The sequence below is a fragment of the Methanothermobacter sp. EMTCatA1 genome (genome assembly GCF_002356395.1).
Taxonomy (GTDB): domain Archaea; phylum Methanobacteriota; class Methanobacteria; order Methanobacteriales; family Methanothermobacteraceae; genus Methanothermobacter; species Methanothermobacter thermautotrophicus.
The window spans coordinates 930,325-949,520 of the sequence record NZ_AP018336.1; the positions used below are offsets into that span (position 1 = coordinate 930,325).

Annotated in this window: 17 protein-coding genes and 5 tRNA genes; 19 read left to right on the forward strand and 3 right to left on the reverse strand. The window is 50.6% G+C overall.

All coding sequences use genetic code 11. The annotated features are described in order from the left end of the window. Positions 1-3: 3 nt before the first annotated feature. Positions 4-384: a 4Fe-4S dicluster domain-containing protein gene (locus tag tca_RS04935; RefSeq protein WP_286708602.1), complete on the forward strand. Its 381-nt coding sequence runs from the start codon at positions 4-6 to the stop codon at positions 382-384. Here the strand turns inward: tca_RS04935 and tca_RS04940 are convergent, their stop codons facing one another. From tca_RS04940 to twy1, 3 genes are all read right to left on the reverse strand, one after another. Beyond that, positions 385-1,470 carry a hypothetical protein gene (locus tca_RS04940; RefSeq protein ID WP_286708603.1) on the reverse strand — a complete coding sequence of 362 codons (1,086 nt, stop codon included), beginning with the start codon at positions 1,468-1,470 and terminating at the stop codon, positions 385-387. A gap of 163 nt (positions 1,471-1,633) precedes the next feature. Then, positions 1,634-2,494: a DUF1002 domain-containing protein gene (locus tag tca_RS04945; RefSeq protein ID WP_286708604.1), complete on the reverse strand. Its 861-nt coding sequence runs from the start codon at positions 2,492-2,494 to the stop codon at positions 1,634-1,636. A 74-nt stretch (positions 2,495-2,568) separates the two neighbouring features. Further along, the gene (gene twy1, locus tca_RS04950; RefSeq protein WP_048176622.1) at positions 2,569-3,480 is read right to left on the reverse strand and encodes a 4-demethylwyosine synthase TYW1; all 912 of its coding nucleotides are present in this window, start codon (positions 3,478-3,480) and stop codon (positions 2,569-2,571) included. A gap of 638 nt (positions 3,481-4,118) precedes the next feature. Here twy1 and tca_RS04955 point away from each other — a divergent pair. From tca_RS04955 to tca_RS05040, 18 genes are all read left to right on the forward strand, one after another. Then, the gene (locus tca_RS04955) at positions 4,119-4,775 is read left to right on the forward strand and encodes a transglutaminase domain-containing protein (protein ID WP_286708605.1); all 657 of its coding nucleotides are present in this window, start codon (positions 4,119-4,121) and stop codon (positions 4,773-4,775) included. A 195-nt stretch (positions 4,776-4,970) separates the two neighbouring features. After that, the gene (gene tpiA, locus tca_RS04960) at positions 4,971-5,660 is read left to right on the forward strand and encodes a triose-phosphate isomerase (protein WP_286708606.1); all 690 of its coding nucleotides are present in this window, start codon (positions 4,971-4,973) and stop codon (positions 5,658-5,660) included. Between the two features lie 32 nt (positions 5,661-5,692). Further along, positions 5,693-6,892, forward strand: coding sequence for a phosphoglycerate kinase (locus tag tca_RS04965; protein ID WP_286708607.1), 1,200 nt, complete (start codon positions 5,693-5,695; stop codon positions 6,890-6,892). Between the two features lie 40 nt (positions 6,893-6,932). Next, positions 6,933-7,006: transfer RNA gene (locus tag tca_RS04970), tRNA-Thr, on the forward strand. Positions 7,007-7,013: 7 nt separating this feature from the next. Then, positions 7,014-7,088 (forward strand) — tRNA-Pro (locus tca_RS04975). A gap of 44 nt (positions 7,089-7,132) precedes the next feature. Then, positions 7,133-7,205, forward strand: a tRNA-Tyr gene (locus tca_RS04980). A 128-nt stretch (positions 7,206-7,333) separates the two neighbouring features. Next, a tRNA-Asp gene (locus tca_RS04985) sits at positions 7,334-7,405 on the forward strand. An 8-nt stretch (positions 7,406-7,413) separates the two neighbouring features. Beyond that, a tRNA-Lys gene (locus tca_RS04990) sits at positions 7,414-7,487 on the forward strand. 42 nt (positions 7,488-7,529) lie between these two features. Further along, positions 7,530-7,763: a DNA-directed RNA polymerase subunit H gene (locus tag tca_RS04995; protein ID WP_010876674.1), complete on the forward strand. Its 234-nt coding sequence runs from the start codon at positions 7,530-7,532 to the stop codon at positions 7,761-7,763. Between the two features lie 58 nt (positions 7,764-7,821). Beyond that, on the forward strand, positions 7,822-9,366 hold the full coding sequence (locus tag tca_RS05000) for a DNA-directed RNA polymerase subunit B'' (protein WP_286708608.1): 1,545 nt from the start codon (positions 7,822-7,824) through the stop codon (positions 9,364-9,366). A 22-nt stretch (positions 9,367-9,388) separates the two neighbouring features. Next, on the forward strand, positions 9,389-11,200 hold the full coding sequence (gene rpoB / locus tca_RS05005) for a DNA-directed RNA polymerase subunit B (protein WP_286708609.1): 1,812 nt from the start codon (positions 9,389-9,391) through the stop codon (positions 11,198-11,200). 38 nt (positions 11,201-11,238) lie between these two features. Next, positions 11,239-13,851 carry a DNA-directed RNA polymerase subunit A' gene (rpoA1, locus tag tca_RS05010; RefSeq protein ID WP_286708610.1) on the forward strand — a complete coding sequence of 871 codons (2,613 nt, stop codon included), beginning with the start codon at positions 11,239-11,241 and terminating at the stop codon, positions 13,849-13,851. Between the two features lie 9 nt (positions 13,852-13,860). After that, positions 13,861-15,216, forward strand: coding sequence for a DNA-directed RNA polymerase subunit A'' (gene rpoA2, locus tca_RS05015; RefSeq protein WP_286708611.1), 1,356 nt, complete (start codon positions 13,861-13,863; stop codon positions 15,214-15,216). A 10-nt stretch (positions 15,217-15,226) separates the two neighbouring features. Next, positions 15,227-15,523 carry a 50S ribosomal protein L30e gene (locus tca_RS05020; protein WP_010876679.1) on the forward strand — a complete coding sequence of 99 codons (297 nt, stop codon included), beginning with the start codon at positions 15,227-15,229 and terminating at the stop codon, positions 15,521-15,523. Between the two features lie 6 nt (positions 15,524-15,529). Next, positions 15,530-15,961, forward strand: a complete 432-nt coding sequence (locus tca_RS05025) for a NusA-like transcription termination signal-binding factor (RefSeq protein ID WP_010876680.1) — start codon at positions 15,530-15,532, stop codon at positions 15,959-15,961. A 21-nt stretch (positions 15,962-15,982) separates the two neighbouring features. Further along, positions 15,983-16,408: a 30S ribosomal protein S12 gene (locus tag tca_RS05030; protein WP_048175660.1), complete on the forward strand. Its 426-nt coding sequence runs from the start codon at positions 15,983-15,985 to the stop codon at positions 16,406-16,408. Positions 16,409-16,413: 5 nt separating this feature from the next. Beyond that, complete coding sequence (rpsG, locus tag tca_RS05035) at positions 16,414-16,974, forward strand: 30S ribosomal protein S7 (protein ID WP_048175661.1); 561 nt, start codon at positions 16,414-16,416, stop codon at positions 16,972-16,974. Between the two features lie 17 nt (positions 16,975-16,991). Further along, positions 16,992-19,184, forward strand: a complete 2,193-nt coding sequence (locus tca_RS05040; RefSeq protein WP_286708612.1) for an elongation factor EF-2 — start codon at positions 16,992-16,994, stop codon at positions 19,182-19,184. Positions 19,185-19,196 lie beyond the last annotated feature (12 nt).

A 19,196-nucleotide genomic window follows, 5' to 3' on the forward strand; every position in this document is an offset into this window, starting at 1 on the left:
GTTATGGGTGGAATAATAATCAAAAATGAACTGATGTGTTCAGGCTGTGGTCTGTGTGCCTCAGCCTGTGAACAGCTTCATGGTGAAAGTAGAATAAAGTATGGTAAGAACGTTAAGAAGCCCCTTTTCTGCAGACAATGCCCTGATGCGCCATGCATGACTTCCTGCAGGGTTGGTGCAGTAAAAATAATAAATAATATTCCCATTATTGACTCGGAGAGGTGTGTCGGTTGCAAACTTTGCCTTGAGGCATGCCCTGCAGGATGCATAACCTTTACGGACCTGACGGCACACAAATGCGTGCTCTGCATGGATGCTGATGTTCTGCTTCCTGCATGCATAGAAGCCTGCCCTGATCGTCTCCTTAGTGTCAGAATTAGATGATCACGGGATGGTCCTCTTAACGGTAACTGTGTGGGCCATTACAAGGGCGGATATTATTATGTATGTGAGAAGGGCTGATGAGTTAAATGACCTGTTGAATATGAAGAGGCCCACCAGGCTCTGTGAGAGGAACGCTGCAAGGGACCCTATAAGGAGGGCCTCCCTGCCAAGGTACATCCTGCTACCGTTGAGCCTCTGCTCCTGATACCTCCTGAGAACACTGAGCCCACAGAAGGTGACTATCATAACCCAGAAGAGGAGGAAGAACAGCCCAAAGAAGCCCGCGTCAAAGGCCACCGCAAATATACCCGGGAGCATGTAGTCGATGTAGTCCTTCTTAACCACCAGAACCCCGTAGAATATATGGTATGGAAGCCCCAGGTTCTGGATCATGGTGACGGGGAGGGTGATGTATCCATCGGCGCCCCCCAGGCAGGCAGATTTCCAGTAACAGGAACCCTGCACATGCCCCCAGAATGTCGTATTTTTAAGGACCAGTGAAAGGCTTGGAACCGTGTTCTCCTCCAGCCTTGTGATCCTAAGCATTGGACTCAGAACGCTCTTATTGAGGACCTTCGAGAGGAACTCCATGAGGGCGAATCCGCCAGCACCTGCGAGGATGAATGATAGGACCGATTTTGGGGTTATCTTTGTGCTCCTCCTGAAACTCTTTGACATGAGGAGATAGCCGAAGGCCCATCCCAGGAGCCAGAGCACCAGGAATGACCTGTGCATCAGCCCCCCGGAGATGGCTATTACAAAAAAGAGTAGAAGTGAAAGCTTCTTAACAGATGCTGATCCTATACCCGCCTCGGTGAGGAGGTTTGAGGATGCAACCATGGTAACCCAGAATAAAACCGCGAAGGGTCCAAAGGGGTGGGTGAATTCATGGTGTGATAGGAAGGGTAGCAGGAGAAAAGCTGCATCCAGTGAGAATATGAGTGCAAGTGCGACTGTCAGCACGGTCCCCAGGAACATCACAAGACTGAGGGGTGCCGCCACCACATTGAAGAGCAGAATTATGCCAACATGGATTATCACTGCAACTTCCAGTATGAACTGAAGGTTATTCTGAGCTATCAACATAATTAGGAGATATTGTAATAATCCTCAATATATATTATGGTCTGATGTGAAGACCTGTCACCGAAAAGGATGCCCCTGAACAAGGGGACCCCCTGAACTACTCCAGGCTGGAAAGTACGCCACCACTAAAATCCCCTGGAACTCCGGCACTCTAAAAAATAATCTAGGGGGATGCAATCCCCATGATGTAGTTGTAGATGCCCTGCAGGAACGCATATATCTGGTCCAGTATACCTGAGCCTCCAACCTGCTGGCTAACACCCTCCAGCCTCTGTTTAAATTCTGTGAGGCTTCCCTGAACCCTCTGGGATGCTGCAACCGAATCGGCAACCTGCTGGACCTGGGTCTCTGTGAGGTTGATGTTCATCTGCTGTGATACATCAACCACGACCCTCTGTATGTCAGCGGGGTCCTGGAGGTTCTGACTCTGGGTCCTGTTTTTGACCTCATCGAAGAGTTCAGCCACCCTATCCCCTGTGGCGTTTGTTTCGTTAACAAGCCTGCTCTGGAGGTATATCTCCTCAACAGATACCCTCTTGGCCTCCTCTGGTATCTGCTCTCCGACGGCGATCTCATATGATTTCAGGACCCCTGCAAGTGCAGCCTCCCCTGATGCAGGTACCGGTGAAGTCACTACTACGTAGCCACGATCTATCCCCGATGACCTGAGGGCGCTTGCATACATCTCAGGTGTTACAACCCTTATCTTGCTGGTATCAACCGAGACCTTGATACCGTCACTGTAGGAGAGGTCCACCATTGCACAGGACAGTATCTGTGATGGTGAGTACACACGGCCTGTGACGCCCCGTGAAACCTCGTTGACCTCTGATGCTGTTACAATCTTAATATCAGCACTCTGAAGGTCCTTATCTGTCTTTGCTTTGAAGTAGTCCATCACAGCGCTTTTGTATGACGGATTGCTGCTGGTGGCCTCCCCAAGTGTCACAGAGAACCCTGAAACTGCAAATACAGGGGCGGCCACAAGGAATGCAATTAGAATTAATGGAAGAATTTGCCTCATAATTACCACCTGATTAATAATTATCGTGGATGAATTATTTAAGGGTGGTGTCTGGTCATCCAGAATCCGGCGCCCTAAGCCAGAAGAACAACCCTGCTCTCCCGTGATTCATCCACAATCTCCATCCCAGATGCAGCCGCAAGTTCTTCTGCAAATTCATGGACCTCATAGAAGAGGGGCATGTTCTCTATATCAAGGCGTCTTCTTGAGTAGCCTATGTACATGTAGGCCTTTACCTCAACAAAGTCGGGTCTGGCCCTCTCGATCATCCTGGCGAACCCCACAGGATCCTTCATGTTAATATGCCTTACTGCGGTGATCCTGAGGACCTTCCTGCAGCTGAAGGATGGCATGAGTTCAAGTGAGCTGTTGAGGAGATCCCAGGCCCCTGGTATCTGTGGCCTGCAGAGTTCCTTATAGGTGTCCCTGTCAGGGGCGTCCAGGGATATGTAGAGCTGTGTGGGTTCCTCTGAAAGTTTTTCAAGGTTCATGGGTGCCAGGCCATTGGTTACAAGGAATGTTGTGAAGTTTCTCCTGTGAAATTCCCTCAGGAGGCCATCCATGTCAGGGTAGAGCATTGGTTCCCCTGCAAGTGATATGGCAGCATTTGTTGGGTCCTGTGACTCCATCACCTTGATTTTATCTGCCCTCTCATTGCCGAGGTATCCACATAGCAGTTTCCTCTGTGCCTCTATGGCCCCATCGATTATATCTGCGGGTTCATCATGGGGGCCCTCCCATGCTGTCCCTGTTGATGAGAGGTCCCTCCAGCAGAAGAGGCATTTCTGCTGGCAGAATGGCACACTTGGAGACATCTGGAGGCATCTGTGGCTCCTGATTCCATAGAATTTTTCCTTGTAGCATACTCCCTCATTGACTATGCTCTTCTTTGTCCAGAGGCAGGTTTTAACCGCTGAATGTCTGTGCTCTCCCACAAAGCGGTATCCCATCCTCTCCATTCTTCTCTGAGATTCTTCCAGGTACATGACCAACCCATCTCTAACATTTTCTTCAGATGTTCTGCCCTTGATATGATTTCTGCAGCTACATTTAAATATATGCCCGCATGTCCTCTGAGTGGACATGGTGGTATGTCCTATTCAAACAATAGTGCCGGGACACGGGCAGCGGGGATTACATGAGCCCAGGTTAAGCCATCTCACATGAGCCACATCAGCCAGAGAATTTATAATAATAAATTTAAAATAATTATTAAAAATGCTTTGTTTAAACTGTCTTATAATCCCCGGTTTTGTCATATAAGCTCTCTTAAAAGTCCATGATGGAATTGAATCCATTGAAATGTGCTTGGATGTGCTTGAAGTGCTGATTTAATTTAAAAGCTTTTAGGCTTTTTTTAGGGTCCCATATTCCTTCTTTAGAAAAAATAAAACCTTTTAACAGAGTATTGGGGCGCCATTATCAATTCATGATCAGAATCCTCTGAATGCTGAAAAAAGCATTATATAAGCCTTTTTGTCTTATTCCGGAAACAAAGGTTTATATATAGTGGTGATGTGATTAAGGTTCATGGTAAGGTCGGCGGGTAGATCCTGCCATCAGTGGAGGCGGTAAGATTAAGAGACACTCGCGTTACCTCGCTCTACTTGCACTTGCAGTAGCAGTGAGTACCATACCCATCGGACAGCTGGAATTTCAGGATTCCAGTGGCGATAAGATAACAGCAAAGTCCACATCCCTGCCAAAGGTTGATGCAGCATCCAAGTACAAGAAGTACAAGAGATACAGCAAGGTCCATGCTTCCAGGGGTACCGTGAAGAAAACCTACCGGACAAAGACAAAAAAGAAGTACACGTACCGGACAAAGGCTGCCTATAAGACAAAGACAAAGAAGAAATACAGGAGCCGTGCTACCTACAGGACAACCTCAAGAAAAGCATACACCCGGGCTGTAAGCTCTGATGAGCTTAACAATCTCCAGGGCGATGAGGGCCTTGAGAAGCTTGCATCCTACATTAACAGGAACCTTAATCACAGATCAGGCGGGCCACACACAGCTGAAGGCGTTGAAAAGACAGGCTATGGGGACTGCTGGGGACTCTCTGACTGGTCTGCCCGGAAACTTGCAGCAAACGGCTACAAGGTGAAGGTCGTGCAGGGTGCCACCTCATCATCATCAAGACACCGATGGCTTCACGTGTATTCTGAGGGCAGGTGGACGAGCTTTGAACCGTCACTGGTAACCAAGCGTTACGGTAGTAAACATTATACTGCAACCTGCGGTCGCGCAACACGCGTTGTGAAGACCTACAACATGTAGTATAATGTTTACAATTTAATTTTTCACTGGTTTAACATCATCCAACAGCTTTCTGCATTTAACACCTTCACTATGTGGGGATGCGCTGGATATTACAGGCAAATTCATTCATGAACCCCTTCAACAACTCCCGCACGGATGTCACAGCATATTTTATAATACACCTCAACCATACTATGAGATATCCCATTAATCATGCTGGAGGATTTGGAGTTGAAGGACACACCCATCGTCATACTGAATTTTAAAACATACCTCGAATCAACAGGTGAGAGAGCCCTCGAACTTGCATCAATATGCCAGGATGTCGCAGATGAGACCGGTGTTAACATGGCTGTGGCACCGCAGCACATGGACCTCCACCTGGTGAGTGATGCTGTGGAAATACCGGTGCTGGCACAGCACATTGACGCCGTTGATGCTGGTGGACACACAGGGAGCATCCTTGCAGAGTGCGCCAGGGACGCAGGTGCAGCAGGAACCCTCATAAACCATTCAGAAAAGCGGATGCAACTTGCAGACATCGAATGGGTGATATCAAGGATGAAGGAACTTGAGATGATGTCCGTGGTATGCACGAACAACGTCATGACCACTGCTGCTGCCGCCGCCCTGGGACCGGACTTCGTGGCGGTTGAACCCCCTGAACTCATAGGATCCGGAATACCTGTGTCAAGGGCCGAACCTGAGGTTATAACGGGAAGTGTTGATGCTGTGAAGAAGGTGAACCCTGAGGTCAGTGTGCTCTGTGGCGCCGGAATATCCACAGGAGACGACATGAAGGCTGCTGTTGACCTGGGGGCCGAGGGTGTTCTTCTTGCATCAGGCATCATCCTGGCTGACAGCCCACGGGACGCCCTTCTGGATCTTGTAAGTAAGGTTTGATGGTGATCCCGGTGTCCTTTAAATTTAAAACCATGGATGACATTGAAGTCACAGGAAAAACAGTCCTTGTCCGCGTGGACATAAATTCGCCTGTGGACCCCAATGATGGGACAATACTCGATGATACAAGGATGAGGCTCCATGCAGAGACCATAAGGGAACTCTCAGATAGGGGTGCCAGGACAGTTGTGATGGCCCACCAGAGCAGACCCGGGAAGAATGACTTCACAACACTGGAGCAGCATGCCAGGGCGCTCTCCGGGATACTCAGGAGGCCCGTTAAGTACGTTGAGGACATATTCGGATCCGCTGCAAGGGAGAACATCTCAGGACTGGGTGATGGTGAGATAATCCTCCTTGAGAACGTCCGCTTCTACTCCGAGGAGGTGCTCAAGCGAGACCCTGAGGAACAGGCGGAGACACACCTTGTTAGGAAGCTGGCGCCCCTCCTGGACTACTTCATCAACGACGCCTTCGCGGCAGCCCACAGGTCCCAGCCCTCCCTTGTTGGCTTCGCCCTGAGGGTACCGTCAGCTGCGGGTCGTGTGATGGAGAGGGAACTTCGAACACTTCAGGGTGCCCTTGAGAATGTTGAAAGGCCCTGTGTCTATGTTCTCGGCGGGGTGAAGGTTGATGACTCCATCATGGTCATGAAGAACGTCCTTGAAAACGGTAGCGCAGACCTTGTACTGACAACGGGCCTTGTTGCCAACATATTCCTGGCGGGATGCGGGGTTAAGATCGGTAAGGTGAACATGGACTTCATCAAGAGCAGGGGATACTGTGACTTCATCAAGGTGGCGAAGAAACTGAAGAAGCGCTTCCCTGAAAGGATACTTGTACCCGTTGATGTTGCAGTATGCAGGGACGGCAAGAGGGTTGATGTTCCTGTGAAAAAGATACCCAACCATCCGATACAGGATATCGGAATGGAAACCATAAAGCTCTACGCCAGGAGGATACGTGAGGCAAGGACCCTCTTTGCCAATGGACCGGCAGGCGTATTTGAGAACCCTGATTTCAGCATAGGAACCGAGGACATACTGAATGCAATATCCTCTTCAGAGGGTTTCTCAATAATCGGCGGGGGTCACCTTGCTGCTGCAGCAGTGAAGATGGGCTTTGAGGACAGCATAAACCATATCAGCAGTGGAGGCGGTGCCAGCATAAGCCTCCTTGCAGGTGAGGAGCTTCCCGCAGTCAGGGTGCTTGAGGAATCCAGGCACCCATAACCACAAACTATATAAATGAGTAGTTACTAACATTGGAAATGCCTCGGTAGCTCAGTCTGGTGGAGCGCGAGACTTGTAATCTCGTGGTCGCGGGTTCAATTCCCGTCCGGGGCTTCAAAAAGGGACCATAGGGTAGCTTGGTCGATCCTTTGGGCTTTGGGAGCCTGAGACCCCGGTTCAAATCCGGGTGGTCCCATCCACAAAGCTTAAATATACATCATGTCCAATGATGTATATCAACCCGCCTTAGCTCAATTGGCAGAGCATCGGACTGTAGATCCGAGGGTTGCTGGTTCAAGTCCGGCAGGCGGGACTCCACCAATGGTGTGAAAGCTTTAAATACTAGAAAAATATAACTCATAGCATGCATGTCATATAGGAATGGAAAAGTATATAAGCAGGTAACTAGAGAACAATGGAATGCTCTCATTCTAGAGACCTGCCCTGGTGGTGTAGGGGCTATCATGCGGGCCTGTCGAGCCCGCGACTCGGGTTCAATTCCCGGCCAGGGCGTTTCCTGAGGGCCCGTAGCTCAGTCTGGCAGAGCGCTTGGCTTTTAACCAAGTGGTCGCGGGTTCAATTCCCGTCGGGCCCGCTATCTAATTTTACGGTGACTTTTTATCTGGAGGACTGAATTGTGAAGAGGGAGATCTTGAAACACCAGCTGGTTCCGGAACACGTGATTTTGAATGAATCTGAAGCAAAGAGGGTGCTGAAAGAACTCGATGCGCATCCAGAACAGCTTCCAAAAATAAAAACAACAGACCCTGTGGCCAAGGCCATAGGTGCTAAAAGGGGGGATATAGTGAAAATAATCCGTAAAAGTCCGACTGCAGAGGAATTCGTAACCTACAGGCTTGTTCAGGACTAGTTTTTAAGATCAACACTGCAGGATCATTTCATCATCTAATTTGTTTTGGAGGAAGTCCATGAAAAAAAGTGCATGGGGATTGGTAGACGCGTTTTTTGATAAATACGATCTGGTGGACCACCACATCCATTCATACAACGACTTCGTAAGTAACCGCATACAGGAAATAATAGATACAAGCGAACCCATTGAACTGGAACAGGGAAAATACCGGGTCGAAACAGGAAAGGTGAGCATAGAGAAGCCCTTCATCAAGGAGGCTGACGGCTCAAAGAGCAAGATATATCCCACAGAGGCCCGGCTAAGAAACCTCACCTACTCAGCCCACATGAGCCTGGAGATGAGACTCCTCAAGGAGGGGGGACCTGAAACGGAATTCGAAAAGGTATACATCGGTGAGCTGCCGGTGATGCTGAAATCGGAGATATGCCACCTCCATGGCCTCAGCAGGAAGGAACTGATGGAGAAGGGAGAGGACCCCGCGGACCCTGGAGGCTACTTCATTGTTAATGGATCAGAGAGGTCCATCGTCACGATGGAGGAGATAGCTCCCAACAAGATAATCCTTGAAAGAATCGGTGAAGAGGATGAGAACAGAGCAAGGGCAATAGTAACATCCATAAGGAGTGGATTCAGGGCCAGAATATCCCTGGAGTACCGTAAGCCAAGGAAGACCGGTGTTTTCCTGAGAATATCCTTCCCCTACGTTCCAGGGGAAATCCCGCTCGTCATACTCCTCAGGGCCCTTGGACTTGCAACTGACCAGGAAATCATCACCAGCATATCAGACGACTTCAACTACCAGATGATAGCTGCAGACGATATACAGGTCTCCCTCGACAGGCTCAACCTCAATAAAAAGGAGATGGAGGAACTCGATGAAGAGGACCGGAGAGAATACCTCATAAGGAGCGCCATAAAGTACATCGGTAACCGCGTCGCCAAGGGGATGACCGAGGACTACCGTATAAAAAGGGCTGAAGACGTTATAGACCGTTACCTCCTGCCCCACATAGGAACAGAACCCGAAAAGAGGCTGGAAAAGGCAACATACCTTGCCGAGATGACCGAGATGCTCCTTCAGGTCATATCAGGGGAGCGCAGGCCACACGACAAGGACCACTACACAAACAAGAGGCTCAGGGTTTCAGGCGACCTCATGGAGGACCTCCTCAGGGTGGCCTTCACAAGCCTGAGCAGGGATATGAGCTACCAGCTCGAGAGGAGCCTTGCCAGGGGTAAGGAACCATCCGTAAAACAGGCTGTGAGATCCGACGTGCTGACAGAGAACCTCAAGCACGCCATTGCAACCGGTAACTGGGTTGGTGGAAGGGCAGGTGTGAGCCAGCTGCTGGACCGGACAAGTTACATGGGTACACTCTCCCACATGAGGAGAGTCGTTTCACCCCTCAGCAGAAGCCAGCCCCACTTCGAGGCAAGGGACCTTCACCCCACACAGTTCGGTAAGATCTGTCCAAACGAAACCCCTGAGGGTCCAAACTGTGGTCTTGTTAAGAACCTCGCCCTGCTGGCAAAGATATCCGAGGGCTCAGATGCCAGTGAGGTTGAGGAGGTCATTAAAAAAATGGGGGTTGTGAACTAATTTTCCACCGGGAGGCTGTTAAGTGAGTAAAACCAAAATTTACATTAACGGGAAGCTTATAGGAACCTGTGAAAACCCTGAAGAATTTGTTGAGGAGATGCGGAAAAAGAGGAGATCCGGAGAAGTCTCCCCTGAAATGAACATAACCCATTACCCTGAAAACCATGAGATTTACATATTCACAGACCCTGGAAGGGCCAGGAGGCCCCTGATCATAGTTGAGGACGGAGAACCTCTCCTCACAGAAGAACACCTTGAAAAGCTTGAAACAGGGGAAATGTCATGGGACGACCTCATAGCCGCTGGAATAATAGAGTACCTGGACGCAGAGGAGGAGGAAAACGCCTACATAGCCATGAGCCCTGATGAAATCAATGACGAACACACCCACCTCGAAATAGATCCCTCCACGATGCTCGGTATCTGCGCAGGTATCATCCCCTTTGCAAACCACAACTCATCACCGAGGAACACCATGGAGGCGGGGATGACCAAGCAGGCCCTGGGTCTATACGCATCAAACTATGACTTGAGGACAGATACACGTGCACATCTCCTCCACCACCCCCAGGTCCCCATAGTCAAGACAAGGATAATAGATGTGACAGGCTACGATGAAAGACCATCAGGTCAGAACTTCGTTGTTGCGGTAATGTCCTATGAGGGCTATAACATGGAGGACGCCCTCATACTCAACAAGGCATCCCTTGAGAGGGGCCTTGCAAGGTCATCATTCTTCAGATCCTATGAGGCAGCCGAGAGGAGATACCCCGGTGGTCAGGAGGACCGCTTCGAGATACCGGAGAAGGGTGTCAGGGGCTACAGGTCAGAGAGCGATTACAGGCACCTCGATGAGGACGGTATAATAAACCCTGAGGCAGAGGTCTCATCCGGTGACGTCCTGATAGGTAAAACATCACCACCACGTTTCCTTGAAGAGATAGATGAATTCGGGACCGTGGCAGAGCGAAGAAGAGAAACATCAGTAACCGTGCGGCATGGTGAAAAGGGTATAGTGGACGCCGTTCTCCTTACAGAAACTGTCGAGGGTAGCAGACTCGCCAAGATCAGGGTCAGGGAACAGAGACAGCCCGAGCTGGGTGATAAGTTCGCCTCAAGACACGGTCAGAAGGGGGTTGTCGGCCTCATAGTATCCCAGGAGGACATGCCCTTCACCGAGGACGGAATAGTGCCCGACCTCATAGTCAACCCCCACGCCATACCATCAAGGACGTCCGTGGGACAGGTCCTCGAGATGCTGGCGGGTAAGGCTGCGTGCATGGAGGGCCGCCGGGTGGATGGAACACCCTTCACAGGAGAGGACGAGGATGACATAAAGGAGGCCCTCAGGGCCAACGGATTTGAAAGTGCAGGTGTTGAATCACTCTACAACGGCATAACCGGTGAGAGGATAGAGGCAGAGATATTCATTGGAGTGGCCTACTACCAGAAACTGCACCACATGACAACAGACAAGGTGTATGCACGATCCAGGGGTCCGGTCCAGGTCCTCACAAGACAGCCAACAGAGGGGAGGGCCAGGGAAGGAGGTCTCAGATTCGGTGAAATGGAAAGAGACTGCCTTATCGCACATGGAGCAGCCCTCGCCCTTAAGGAGAGGCTCCTTGATGAATCAGACAAGTATGAGGCACTCGTATGTGCAGACTGTGGTATGATAGCAGTCTATGACAAGATAAGGGACAAGAAATACTGTCCTATATGTGAGGACTCAGAATCATTCCCTGTGGAAGTATCATACGCCTTCAAATTACTCCTCGACGAACTCAAGAGTCTCTGTATCTTCCCGAAACTCATACTGGAAGATAAGGCATGATAATGGATTTAAGGGAATAACAAAAAGGAGAGAATACCTTGAGAGGAATTTTAAAGAAAATTTCCCAGATAAACTTTGGCCTCATGTCCCCCGAGGATATCAGGAGGATGTCCGTCACCCAGATCGTCACCCCGGACACCTACGACGAGGACGGGTACCCCATAGAGAACGGACTCATGGATCCCAGGCTCGGTGTGATAGACCCCAGCCTCCGCTGCAGGACCTGCGGCGCCAAGGGAGGGGAGTGCCCGGGCCACTTCGGAAGCATAAACCTTGCAAGGCCGGTCATACACGTGGGATTCGCAGACACCATACACAAGATCCTGCGCTCAACGTGCAGAAAATGTGGGAGGGTGCTTCTCACCGAGACTGAAATCGAGGAATACCGTCAGAGGATCCTGGACGCCATGGAGAAGGAGGAAAGCCTCACACCAATAATAAAGGAGATATACGCAGAGGCGCGCCGTGATAAGTGCCCCCACTGTGAGGAGGAACAGGAGGAGATCAAACTCGACAAGCCCGTCTCAATCGTTGAGGGAGATTACAAGCTCACACCCAGTGAAGTGAGGGAGCGTCTTGAGAGGATAAGCGATGACGACGCCCTCATCCTCGGTGTCAACCCAGAGGTTGCAAGGCCAGAATGGATGGTTCTGACAGTCCTCCCTGTCCCCCCGGTCACGGTGAGACCCTCAATCACCCTCGAAACCGGTGAAAGGTCAGAGGACGACCTGACCCACAAACTGGTCGATATACTCAGAATAAACCAGCGCCTTAAGGAGAACATGGAGGCAGGGGCTCCCCAGCTGATCGTGGAGGACCTCTGGGAACTGCTCCAGTACCATGTGACCACCTACTTCGATAACGAGGCCTCAGGTGTCCCACCTGCAAGGCACCGATCCGGAAGACCCCTCAAGACCCTGGCCCAGAGGCTCAAGGGTAAGGAGGGACGGTTCAGGAGCAGCCTTTCAGGTAAGAGGGTTAACTTCTCTGCCCGTACCGTCATCTCCCCTGACCCCAACATCAGCATAAACGAGGTCGGTGTCCCTGAAATCATAGCCAGGGAGGTCACGGTACCGGTCTACGTCACAGAATGGAACATAGACCGTATGAGGGAGTACATAGAAAACGGGCCAGACGTCCACCCGGGAGCCAACTACGTCATAAGACCCGACGGACGCAAGATAAGGATCTACAACGAGACCAAGGAGGTCGTCCTTGAGAACCTCAAACCGGGATACATAGTTGAGAGACACCTCAAGGATGGTGACATCGTACTCTTCAACCGTCAGCCATCCCTCCACAGGATGTCCATGATGGCCCACCAGGTCCGTGTACTGCCCTACAAGACCTTCCGCCTCAACCTGTGTGTCTGCCCACCCTACAACGCCGACTTTGACGGTGACGAGATGAACATGCACGTGTTCCAGACCGAGGAATCCCGGGCAGAGGCCAAGACCCTCATGCGTGTCCAGGAACACATACTATCACCCAGATTCGGTGGGCCCATAATAGGTGGTATACATGACCATATCTCAGGCGCCTACCTCCTCACAAGGAAGAGTGCTGTCTTCAGTGAGGAGAAAGTCTTCCAGATCCTCAAAAAGGCAGGACTGCCACTTCCAGACAGGAGAGGACGTGACTGGACCGGTAAGGAGATCTTCAGCATGGTTCTCCCCGACGACCTCAACATGGTCTACCGGGCCGAGGTCTGCAGGAAATGCGAGGAATGCCTTGAAATGGAATGTGAAAACGACGCCTACGTTGTGATAGAAAACGGTCAGCTGATCTCAGGGGTCATCGACGAGAAGGCCTACGGTGCCTTCGCCGGTAAGATCCTCGACCATATCGTCAAGGAGTACGGCACCGACGCCGCAAGGGAATTCCTTGACTCAGCAACCAAACTCGCCATCGCAGGTATAATGCACGCGGGTTTCACCACAAGTACCAACGATGAGGAGATCCCTGAGGAGGCACGTGAGCGAATAGAGGCCCACCTGCGGAACGCAGAGGCACGGGTGGACCAGCTCATTGAGGCCTACGAGAACGGTGAACTCGAACCGCTACCCGGAAGGAGCCTCGAGGAGACCCTGGAGATGAAGATAATGCAGGTCCTCGGTGAAGCAAGGGACAAGTCAGGGGAAATCGCAGAGAGCTACTTCGACATGGACGAAAACCATGCCGTCATAATGGCACTGACCGGTGCAAGGGGTTCAATGCTCAACCTCACCCAGATAACAGCCTGTGTGGGGCAGCAGTCCGTCAGGGGTGGCCGTATCAGCAGAGGATATGATAACAGGACACTCCCACACTTCAAGAAGGGAGAACTCGGGGCAAAATCCCGTGGATTCGTACACTCAAGTTACAAGGAGGGCCTTGACCCAATAGAATTCTTCTTCCACGCCATGGGGGGAAGAGAGGGTCTCGTTGATACAGCCATACGTACAGCCCAGAGCGGTTACATGCAGAGGCGTCTCGTAAACGCCCTCCAGGACCTCACAGTCGATGAGAACGGCAGGGTCGTTGATAACAGGGGCGTGATAATACAGAACCGCTTCGGTGAAGACGGCGTTGATCCGGCCAAGAGTGACTACGGAAAGATAGTGGACCTTGATAAACTCGTAGAGGAGATAAGGCTCAAGTCAAAGGGGTAAGGTGATTCTGTGCAGGACATTATAGGGAAGATAGAGGATTACTCCTCAAAGAACGGGATCCTTCTCCCGGATCCCGTGGTGGAATATGTGGCCCGGATTGCCGATGAGGAGAAGCTGAAGGAGCTTGAACTCCAGGAGATGGTGAGGCTCTTCAGCAGAATAGCCGAAAGAAACCAGGGCCTTGATGGCGATGAACTCCTGGATGCGGTGGAGGATGATTACCAGCGGATACTCAAGGTTCAGGAGCTTGTCAAAAGGAAGAGGGCCAAGTTCCCCCCGAAACTCATTGAGGACATAGCTGAGGTCGTGAGGAAGCATGAACTCAGTGATGATGAACTGGATGAGCTCATAAGAAGGGTCAGGAGAGCCTATGACCGGGCCCGGGTTGAGGCCGGTGAGGCCGTTGGGACGGTGGCAGCCCAGTCAGTGGGTGAACCCGGTACCCAGATGACAATGCGTACCTTCCACTACGCAGGTGTGGCAGAGCTCAACGTTACACTGGGTCTTCCAAGGCTCATAGAGATCGTTGACGCCCGGAAGAAGATATCCACGCCAACCATGAGCATCTACTTCGAGGGGGACCTCAGGTACGATGAGGAATTCGTGCGAAGGAAGGCCAACAAGATAGGTAAGAGCACCCTGAACGATGTGCTTAAGAATTTCAGCATCCAGTACGCTGACATGTCAGTTGTTGCTGAACTGGATGAGGAGAAGATTCAGGAGAAGCACCTTGAATATGATGAGATACTGGCCAAGGTGGAAAAAACTTTTAAGAAAGTAGAAATAGATAAGAACATACTGAGATTTGAACCCCCGAAGCCCACCATAAGGGAGCTCAGGTTACTCGCAGATAAGGTGAGGAAACTCCAGATAAGCGGGGTTAAAAACATAGGAAAGGTGGTTATCCGTAAAGAGGATGATGAATGGGTAATCCATACTGAGGGTTCAAACCTTGGAGCTGTTCTTAAAGAAGAGGGTGTGGATAAGGTCCGAACCACGACCAACGACATACATGAGATAGAGACAGTTCTGGGCATAGAGGCTGCCAGAAACGCAATAATACACGAAGCAAAGAGGACCATGGAGGAACAGGGGCTCACAGTTGACATAAGGCACATAATGCTCGTTGCAGATATGATGACCGCTGATGGCTCTGTCAAGTCCATTGGAAGGCACGGTATCAGTGGTGAAAAGGCCAGTGTTCTTGCAAGGGCTTCTTTTGAGGAAACCGGTAAGCACCTTCTGAGAGCAAGTATCAGGGGCGAGGTGGACCACCTCACCGGTATCATAGAGAACATTATTATAGGGCAACCTATACCCCTGGGTACAGGTTCCGTTAGTGTTGTGATGAAAGAAAGAAAATAGGAGGCAGTAGATGGACATAGATAGAGGAATACGAGTCGCTGTAGATACTGGTAATGTTATCCTTGGATCAAAGAGGACAATTCAGAGCCTCAAACTGGGTAAGGGTAAACTGGTGGTGATGGCCAGCAACATTCCAGAGGACCTCAAGGAGGACATAGAATACTATGCGAAGCTATCAGAGATCCCGGTGTACACCCATGAAGGCACCAGTGTTGAACTGGGCTCTGTCTGCGGTAAACCATTCACCGTGGGGGCCCTTTTAATCCAGGATCCAGGTGATTCAACAATACTGGAAATGGTGGGGTAGGTTGCTGTGACTATCAAATTTACCACAAATGAGATAAGGTACATCGCACTCTTCGAGAGCATGACCGGTGCAATGGTGAAGGACTGCATCGTGGATGATGAAAACGGCAGGGTAACCTTTCTTGTCAAGAAGGGTGATATGGGTCTGGCCATAGGTAAAAAGGGAAGCACAGTTGCCAAGGTCCAGAAGGCCCTTGATAAGGGTGTTGAAGTAATAGAACACTCAAACGACCCCGTGGAGTTCATAAAGAACCTCATGGCACCCGCCAAGGTCAGGAGTATCAGGATACTCCAGAAGGAAAACGGTGAAAAGATAGCCACAGTTGAAACAGACCCGAAAAACAAGAGAATCGCCATTGGACGTGGCGGGCAGAACATTGAGAGGGCCAGGCTTCTGGCCAGAAGACAGCACAACATAAGCAATATTATAATAAAATAATCTTTACAGGAGGAATCTTATTTGCCAGGACTTTTCGCAGCAAAGAAACTTAAAAGCAAGAGGCAGAACTTCAGATGGAAGGACACACACTACAAGAGGAGATCACTGCGCCTCGACGTTAAGGCGGACCCACTCGAGGGAGCACCCCAGGCCAGGGGTATAGTGATCGAGAAGGTTGGTATAGAGGCAAAACAGCCAAACTCAGCCATAAGGAAATGTGTCAGGGTCCAGCTCATAAAGAACGGAAAACAGATCACAGCCTTCGCACCTGGCGACGGCGCCATTGGTTTTATCGATGAACACGATGAGGTTGTTGTTGAGGGCATAGGTGGACCTTCAGGAAGGTCCATGGGTGACATACCCGGTGTCAGGTGGAAGGTGACAAAGGTCAACAACGTATCCCTGCAGGAAATGGTTAAAGGGAAAATAGAAAAACCTGTGAGGTAATCCTTATGAGTTTAGTTTTTGATAAATGGGAACTGGACGAGGTCAAGGTTGAGGACATGGGCCTCGCCAAGTACATCTGCCTTGACAGTATCCTGGTCCCGCACACAATGGGAAGACACGTCAAGAGACAGTTCGCAAAGTCAAAGGTCTCCATTGTTGAGAGACTCATAAACAAGGTGATGAGGACAGAAAGGAACTCAGGTAAAAAGAACAAGGCCTACAAGATAGTGCAGAAGGCCTTTGAAATCATAAACAGGAGGACCAAGGAGAACCCTGTCCAGATCCTTGTTAAGGCCGTTGAAAACACCTCACCAAGGGAGGAGACCACGAGGATCAAGTACGGTGGTATAGGATACCAGGTCGCAGTTGACATCTCCCCCCAGAGGAGGGTGGACCTTTCACTCGGATTCATAACCAAGGGCGCCATGCAGGCAGCATTCAAGAACAAGAAATCCATAGAGGAGTGCCTTGCAAATGAGATAATGCTGGCTGCAGAGTACGACACAAGAAGCTTCGCGATACAGAAGAAGGAAGAGAAAGAAAGGATAGCCAGATCCGCACATTAAACTTACAGGTGGTTTTAGTGAGCAGACGTGCAAAAATGATTAGTAAGATTAAGGAGCTCATGTACCAGCCAGATTACATCCGCAACATAGGCATAGTGGCGCACATTGACCACGGAAAAACAACACTCTCAGATAACCTCCTGGCTGGTGCAGGGATGATCTCCGCTGAACTGGCAGGAGATCAGCGCTTCCTTGACTTCGACGAACAGGAACAGGCCAGGGGTATCACCATTGACGCTGCAAACGTCTCAATGGTCCACTCCTACGAGGGAAATGAATACCTCATAAACCTCATCGACACCCCGGGTCACGTTGACTTCGGTGGAGACGTTACAAGGGCCATGAGGGCCGTGGACGGTGCAGTTGTTGTCGTATGCGCCGTTGAGGGCATAATGCCCCAGACAGAAACAGTGCTAAGGCAGGCCCTCAAGGAAAACGTGAGGCCCGTCCTATTCATCAACAAGGTTGACAGACTCATAAACGAACTGAAACTGGACGCCAGTGAACTCCAGGAGAGGTTCGTGAAGATCATAGCAAATGCAAACAAACTCATCAAGAACATGGCCCCTGAGGAGTTCAGGGATAAATGGCAGGTCCGTGTTGAGGATGGAAGTGTTGCCTTCGGTTCAGCCTACCACAACTGGGCCATAAACGTCCCGATAATGCAGGAGACCGGCATAAACTTCAACGACATCTACAAGTACTGCACAGAGGACAACCAGAAGGAACTGGCCCAGAAGGTGCCACTGCACCAGGTCCTCCTGGGAATGGTTGTTGAACACCTGCCAAGCCCTGCCCAGTCCCAGGCATACAGGGTTCCAATAATATGGTCAGGGGACCTTGAAAGTGAAGAGGGACAGGCCATGCTCAAAACAGACCCTGAAGGTCCCCTGGCGGTGATGGTAACCGATGTGAGCATAGACAAACATGCAGGAGAAGTCGCCACCGGAAGGGTCTACGGTGGAACAATAGAGAAGGGAAGCGAGGTCTTCCTTGTGGGTTCCCACAGCAAGGCACGTGTCCAGCAGGTCGGTGTCTACATGGGGCCAGAGAGGGTTAACACCGACAAGGTCCCGGCGGGTAACATAGTAGCCATAACAGGTGCCAAGAATGCAGTTGCAGGTGAAACAATCTGCGATACCGGCAGGAAGATAAAGGCCTTCGAGGGCCTTGAACACATCTCCGAACCTGTGGTTACAGTTGCAGTTGAGGCCAAGAACACCAAGGACCTCCCAAAACTCATAGAGGTGCTCAGACAGGTGGGTAAGGAGGACCCAACCGTAAGGGTTGAGATAAACGAGGAGACCGGTGAACACCTCATCTCAGGTATGGGTGAACTCCACCTTGAGATCATAGCCTACAGGATCAACGAGAAGGGTGTTGAGATAGAGACATCCGAACCAATAGTCGTCTACAGGGAGACCGTTGCAGGTACCGCAGGGCCAGTTGAGGGTAAATCACCCAACAAACACAACCGTTTCTACATAGAAATTGAACCGGTTGAAGCATCAGTGATGCAGGCAATACAGGAAGGTAAGATAAAGGAGGGCCGTGTCAAGGGTAAGGAGATGGCCAAGAACTTCATTGAGGCAGGTATGGACAAGGAGGAGGCCAGAAGGGTCTGGGATGTCTATGAGAAGAACCTCTTCATCAACATGACCCGTGGTATCCAGTACCTCGATGAGATCAAGGAACTCCTCATGGATGGATTTGAGAGTGCAATGGACAACGGTCCGGTCGCCAAGGAAAAGGTCATGGGGGTTAAAATAAAACTCATGGACGCCAAGATCCACGAGGACGCTGTCCACAGGGGTCCCGCACAGGTACTTCCAGCCATAAGGAAGGGTATCTTCGGTGCCATGATGTCTGCAGAGCCAGTACTCCTTGAACCCATACAGAAGGTATTCATCAACGTGCCACAGGATTATATGGGAAGCGCAACACGTGAGATACAGAACAGGCGCGGACAGATCGTCAACATGACCCAGGAGGGTGACATGGTAACCGTTGAATCCACTGTACCGGTGGCAGAGATGTTCGGATTCGCAGGTGATATCAGGTCAGCCACCGAGGGACGATGTCTCTGGTCAACAGAGAACGCTGGATTCGAGAGACTTCCAAATGAACTGCAGCACACCATAACAAGGGAGGTAAGGACCAGGAAGGGTCTCAGTCCTGAACCTTACAGGGCAGACCACTACCTGGGTTAACCCCATTAAACT

What these genes read in the sequence shown, in the direction of transcription:
- tca_RS04935 (WP_286708602.1), top strand. Translation starts at nt 4, where the DNA reads ATGGGTGGAATAATAATCAAAAATGAACTGATGTGTTCAGGCTGTGGT.
- tca_RS04940 (WP_286708603.1), bottom strand. Translation starts at nt 1,470, where the DNA reads ATGTTGATAGCTCAGAATAACCTTCAGTTCATACTGGAAGTTGCAGTG.
- tca_RS04945 (WP_286708604.1), bottom strand. Translation starts at nt 2,494, where the DNA reads ATGAGGCAAATTCTTCCATTAATTCTAATTGCATTCCTTGTGGCCGCC.
- twy1 (WP_048176622.1), bottom strand. Translation starts at nt 3,480, where the DNA reads ATGTACCTGGAAGAATCTCAGAGAAGAATGGAGAGGATGGGATACCGC.
- tpiA (WP_286708606.1), top strand. Translation starts at nt 4,971, where the DNA reads ATGCTGGAGGATTTGGAGTTGAAGGACACACCCATCGTCATACTGAAT.
- tca_RS04965 (WP_286708607.1), top strand. Translation starts at nt 5,693, where the DNA reads ATGGATGACATTGAAGTCACAGGAAAAACAGTCCTTGTCCGCGTGGAC.
- tca_RS05000 (WP_286708608.1), top strand. Translation starts at nt 7,822, where the DNA reads ATGAAAAAAAGTGCATGGGGATTGGTAGACGCGTTTTTTGATAAATAC.
- tca_RS05020 (WP_010876679.1), top strand. Translation starts at nt 15,227, where the DNA reads ATGGACATAGATAGAGGAATACGAGTCGCTGTAGATACTGGTAATGTT.
- rpsG (WP_048175661.1), top strand. Translation starts at nt 16,414, where the DNA reads ATGAGTTTAGTTTTTGATAAATGGGAACTGGACGAGGTCAAGGTTGAG.